Genomic DNA, 5,859 nt, shown 5'->3' on the forward strand with positions numbered 1-5,859 from the left:
GAATGAAAGCGGAAAATAAAAATATGACTTTCAATTTGACATTTACAGATTCGAAAACCAATTACACGATCGATCTGAATAATTCTGTATTGAACTTCAAAAAAGGGAAAATGGCGTCCAACCCTGATGCAGCATTAACATTAGATAGAATAACCTTCTATCAGATTGCTCTGGGACGGGAAGATTTATCCAAAATGGAAGCAGCCGGTAAAGTTGCCATTTCCGGTGATAAAAAACAGTTTGAAGATTTCCTGACTTTGCTGGATCAATTCCAACCTAAGGTTAATATCGTAACTCCGTGATAATCAAACACTTCATATTCTGAAACAAGGATGGATTGGTTACCCACGAGTCTACTTAGCAGTCTCGTGGGTTTGAATGTATTAATTAATCCTGAAGGCATCCTGTTTCGTTTTTAATTTTTTATAAAACGCTCCTAATAGTTACAGAACAAGTTTTGTAATTCGAAAGGAATTGTAAGCGCTTCCTATGCGACCGAGGTTTTGTGAAAATATGAAAAAATGGAGTGATGGTAAATGCAGTTATATGCAAGTAATAAACGAAAAATAATGATTAGCGGCCTTTTATTTGTTGGAATGATTTTAAGTTTTTTTGATCGCGTTGCCATAAATGTCGGGATTATTCCTATTGCAGAAGAGTTTCATCTCACTACGTCCCAGACAGGTATTTTAATTAGTATATTTTTTGTTAGCTACTCACTCATGCAACCGCTTGGTGGATGGATGACCGATAAGTATGGCGCCAGGGTCATGGTTACTGTTTCTTTGTTTAGTTGGTCCTTGTTCACTGTAATGACTGGGTTTGCTTGGTCATTTATGTCTTTATTATTCATCCGTTTTCTGTTCGGGTTAGGTGAAGGGCCTTTCTATCCTGCCAGTATGTCCACTATAAGAGATAACTTCCCGGAAGAAGAACGGGGCAGGGCAAATTCGTTTTTCCTGTCTGCCCAAAATATTGGCGGGATATTAGGTACTGCACTTGCAGCTTCCATGGTGGTGGCATTCGGTTGGCGGGGCATGTTTACCATTTCCGGAATTCTAGGGATATTAGCTTCTTTCGGAATTTGGTTCATTCTCAAGCCTCAAGGAAATCAAGAGGTTAAAAAAGACAAACCGAAACAAAAAAAGGTTGCTCTGAAACTGTTATTTAAAATCGAAAATATTTGGAAACTCATAACATTCAAGTTTATATCAAATATTATCAACTATGGTCTGATCACTTGGATGCCTATATATTTGGTTAAAGAAAAAGGAGTGGATTTAATAGCCGCCGGAGGTTTATTGGCAATCCCTTATATTTTTGGTTTCTTGATGTTTAATGTAAGCGGGTGGCTTCTGGATAAACATATGGCTAACCGKGAGAAGTATCTTGCCGCTGCAGGCGCTTTATTATCGGCAATTTTTCTCTTTTTAATGTCTAACGCCACGTCTATAGGACTTATCATCACGTATCTCACCCTCAACTCCGTAGCACTTTCTTTCTTTGGAACCGTTCTATATACGATCATCATAAAATACTCACCAAAGGAACTAACGGGCTCTGCCTCCGGACTCGTAACTTTCGCCGGTCAAATTGCAGGTGCTGTTTCTCCTTTAGCCCTCGGTTTGATTATCAGTCTGTTTAATGACTCCTATAATGCCGCTTTCCTGTTTTTGGTGATAATCGCGTTATTGGGAACGATTGTTGCCGTATCTATTAAAAATAATCAGGCACAACCCGCTAAAGAATACGAAAAAACATCTACCATTGTATAAAACTAGATTCTGCTTTTGAGGATAAAGCTTGAGGTATTCTAATTCCATTTCTCTAAAATTGAAAGGGCTTTCTGTTCGAGGTATGATAGTAGTAATAGGCTAGAAGGAGAATAAACCATGAATATTGAACAATTGGAATATATCATTAAGGTAGCCGAGGTTAACTCGATTTCCACTGCATCAGAAAGCCTCCATATCTCTCAATCTGGAATCAGTATGGCCATTACGAGTTTGGAGAAGGAATTAGGTATAAAAATCTTCAAGCGGTCAAGGTTAGGAACCATACCTACAGAAGACGGAAAGGAAATCATCCAGAAAGCTCTTGAAGTATTAAGCAAATTGGAAGAAATAAGAGACAGTGCCCAAATACATTCAGATACGATGGAAAAAGAGTTGCGCCTTTCATCAACACAAGGTTTATTTCTAACGGTTTTGCCTAAAGCCTTGGCCTTATTTAAGAAGAAGTATCCCGAGGTGAAAATTGTCATTGAAGAAAAAGGAGGACAAGAGATAACCGAAGAAGTACGGAATGGTAAGATAGACATCGGGCTATTGAATATCCCAAAGGTTAAACCAAAAGAAATTGAGTTGGAATTCCAACCTTTGATGGAAGCAAAAGTGATTGTGATGGTCAGTAAGAACTCACCTTTAGTTAACCGTAAAAGCATAACCCCACGAGAGCTTATGGACCAAAATTTGGTCATTTACAATGGACCAAGAATGAAGTCGTTCATTAAAGGTTTTTTTGATCATTACGGTGAGATGAATATTTTGTTTTTCACAAATAATACAGAGATCATCAAAAAAACCGTCGCTGAGGGATTAGCGATTGCCTTTTCTTATGATATTGGAGTTAACAGCGACCCCTATTTCCTAAGCGGGGAACTTGTGGCCATTCCTTTGGTGGAGATGGAAAATAATACAATGGAATTCGGTTATGTTTGCTCTAAGAAGCAGTATTTTTCAAAAGCTGCCAGGGAGTTTATAAAATGTCTCGAATTCTACACCACTCTTAAATATTAGTTTCCTATGATGATAGGGAACTAATATTTTTTTATTTACATCAATATTTTTTATATTTACATCATATATCCTTATTTTACTTAAATATTATTTACATTTAAAATTGATTTTATAACATTTCAAATATTTAAAAAGTAAGACGAAAATAAAAATCGAAAGGGGAAACATATGGTTACGACCCAGGAAGAGAAATTAGAGGTACTTCAAACAAAGTTGCAGGATTTCATCCAAAATGAATTGCTTCCATATGAACAGGAGCATGGCTTGAACGCTGAAGAGGATATTCCGATGGAAGCCATAAAATGGGCAAGGAAAAGATCCAGGGAATTGGGCTTTYACGGAATTAACCTCCCTGAAAAATATGGCGGACAAGAAGTAAGCTTAAAAGGATTATGCATGTTCAAGGAAGAATTGGCACGTTCCGGAGCGGTTTTATGGGGGCAGGTTATAGGGGAGATTGGCGGGCCGCTAAGAATTGGTCAGATGTTGGAAAGTTTTACACCGGAGCAAATAGAAAAATATGTGATGCCCGTTGTGACGGGAGAAGTGAGTTGCTGCTTTGCCCTTACAGAACCAAATGCCGGGTCGGATGCATTTGCTATCGAAACAACRGCCGTTAAAGACGGAAATGATTATATATTAAGCGGAAAGAAACATTTTATCAGTGCGGCCCCCTATGCTGATTTCGCCATTGTCATAGCGAAAGAATCCCGGAAAGGAGAAAAAGAAAGGATCACTGCTTTCCTAGTTGATAAAAAAACACCACAACATCCAGGGTTTGAACTAGGAGACATTCAAGTTCCCCTATCAGGAGAACGCATACATGCCGAATTGAATTTCAATCAATGTCGAGTGCCTGCCGCCAATATAATCGGAGAACCAGGAAAAGGGTTGCTGCTCGGATTGAAAAGAATAAACACAAATCGCGCTTCCCATGCCGCCGGCTTTATCGGAATGGCTCAACACCTTCTCGATTTATCTGTTGAACATGCCAAAACGCGAGTCCAGTATGGCCGGCCCATCGGTGACTTCCAGGCAATTCAGCATATGCTCGCTGATATGGCGACGGAAATCTATGCAGCAAAATGCATGGTCTATGATGTGGTTGATAAAATTGATCAGGGAAAAGAGGATCGGGCCGGTACATCCATGGCCAAGCTGTTTGCTTCAGAGGTAAATAGCCGTGTGGCTGACAAGGCCATCCAAATCTTTGGCTCCAAAGGCTTGGTAAAAGGGCATCCAGTAGAAAAAATGTACAGGAGTGCACGGATGTATCGGATTCTGAGCGGAACCTCAGAGATTCAAAAAAATACAATTGCCAAAGCACTATTAAAAGGGTGAAAACTTTTTCGGGGGAGGAAAAAATTCATGCTGCATAAGTTGACATTTCAGTCACTGATGAATAAAGGAATGAAACGATTCGGCGACCTGCCGGCTATTACCTTGTTGCCAAACGGAGAAACGATAACCTACGACGAGTTATGGAAGAAAACAGAACGTATCACTTCTTATTTAATGCGCTTAGGTGCAGGAAGGGGCGTCCGCATATCGACCATCATTCCAAACAGTTTGGAAAGTGTGATGTTTGGTTTGGCCGTCCAGCAATGCGGGGCTACCTTGGTGCCATTAAGTGAAAAACTCGGAAAACGAGAAATACAATTCATTTTAAAGGAAGCAAAACCAGAAGTGGTCATAATTGCTACACAGACACACTTTGACACCTTCTTAGAGTATTTGGAAGAAATGAAGAAGGAGGATGTCCATGTTATTGGGCTCCCTGGCTTTAATAGTAATTATCCGGAGGAGTTTGAACTATTTAAATGGCCTGGTGAAATAAATAATTTAGACTTGCCTATAGCTGAAGAAGATGACATTGCCCTTCTGTCCTATACAGGCGGGACAACGGGTACACCCAAAGGCGTTATGCATTCCCAGAAAGGACTCGGCGCCGCGATACTTTCTGCAGCTATCGAAGACCCGCTGGACGACCGGGACCGGGTATTGCTAAGTACGCCCATTGTGCATTCAGCCGGTTCACTACTTTGGAGATCCCTTGTTTCGGGCGTCCATGTTTATGTGATGGGCTCATTCGATGCTGCAGCATTCATACAGGCGATAAAGGAACATGAAATCACGACGACATTCATGGTTCCGACCATGTTATACAGGATTCTTGATCAGACCAAGAAGATGGAATATGATATGAGCTCCATGCGCAATATCTTCTATGGTGCATCACCGATTTCACAGAAGCGCCTTGAAGAAGCTTTTGAAGTATTCGGGCCTATCATGCGCCAGCAATACGGCATGACAGAATGTAATATTGTCATTTCAAGACTATCGAAGAGCGCTCATGTATGGGCTTACCATAATAATCCGGAAGTTTTGAAAAGCTGTGGAAAACCGTGCATTCTTACCGAAGTTCGACTGATTGATGAGAATGGAAATGATGTAAAACCAACCGAGTTCGGAGAAATTATCGTAAAGTCCCCAGCCATGATGGTTGGATATTATCAAAGACCGGATCTTACCCGTGAATACATCCGTGATGGCTGGTTTTACACGGGGGATATTGGTAAATGGGATGAAAGCGGTTACCTTTATATTGTAGATAGGAAGAAAGATATGATCATTACAGGCGGGATGAACGTATATTCTTCAGAAGTGGAGCGAGTGGTGAACCAGCACCCTTCTGTTACATTAAGCGCATGCATTGGCGTTCCCCATCCAGATTGGGGAGAAGTAGTGTGTGTCGTGATAGCATTGCATGAAGGATTGAGCTGTACTAGTGAGGAATTAATTGATTTCTGCAAACAAAGGACCTCTAAGTATATGGTTCCTAAAATTGCCTATTTTCTTGATAAGTTCCCATTAACGCCGATTGGAAAAATAGATAAAAAAGAATTAAGAAAGATGTTTTCACAAGGTATTCTAACCATCTAGCAAAATTGAGACTTATAGCAAATTTAAGATTGAGCAGAGGAATGCAAATAAGCCTCGCACGTTAACCTGGAATCAGGACGTGTGAGGCTTTTATGTGCTATATCCAAGATGTGTTTAG

General features: G+C 40.3%; 5 protein-coding genes. All 5 read left to right on the forward strand.

Going from position 1 to position 5,859, the window contains the following annotated elements:
• The coding region (locus tag AC1DVB_RS24705; protein ID WP_477591406.1) for an alkyl sulfatase C-terminal domain-containing protein at positions 1-302 on the forward strand (302 nt) is incomplete at its 5' end.
• 234 nt (positions 303-536) lie between these two features.
• Positions 537-1,775 carry an MFS transporter gene (locus AC1DVB_RS24710; RefSeq protein WP_057275934.1) on the forward strand — a complete coding sequence of 413 codons (1,239 nt, stop codon included), beginning with the start codon at positions 537-539 and terminating at the stop codon, positions 1,773-1,775.
• 117 nt (positions 1,776-1,892) lie between these two features.
• Entirely contained in the window at positions 1,893-2,798 is a 906-nt protein-coding gene (locus AC1DVB_RS24715) for a LysR family transcriptional regulator (RefSeq protein ID WP_239861094.1), read from the forward strand.
• Between the two features lie 168 nt (positions 2,799-2,966).
• Positions 2,967-4,139, forward strand: a complete 1,173-nt coding sequence (locus AC1DVB_RS24720) for an acyl-CoA dehydrogenase family protein (RefSeq protein ID WP_477591409.1) — start codon at positions 2,967-2,969, stop codon at positions 4,137-4,139.
• Between the two features lie 27 nt (positions 4,140-4,166).
• Positions 4,167-5,741: a class I adenylate-forming enzyme family protein gene (locus tag AC1DVB_RS24725; RefSeq protein WP_477591411.1), complete on the forward strand. Its 1,575-nt coding sequence runs from the start codon at positions 4,167-4,169 to the stop codon at positions 5,739-5,741.
• Positions 5,742-5,859: the final 118 nt, after the last annotated feature.

This window comes from Peribacillus sp. P4_D6, assembly GCF_056401795.1.

Bases quoted from the DNA above. Each gene is read 5' to 3' on its own strand.
- AC1DVB_RS24715 (WP_239861094.1), top strand. From the start codon at position 1,893: ATGAATATTGAACAATTGGAATATATCATTAAGGTAGCCGAGGTTAAC.
- AC1DVB_RS24725 (WP_477591411.1), top strand. From the start codon at position 4,167: ATGCTGCATAAGTTGACATTTCAGTCACTGATGAATAAAGGAATGAAA.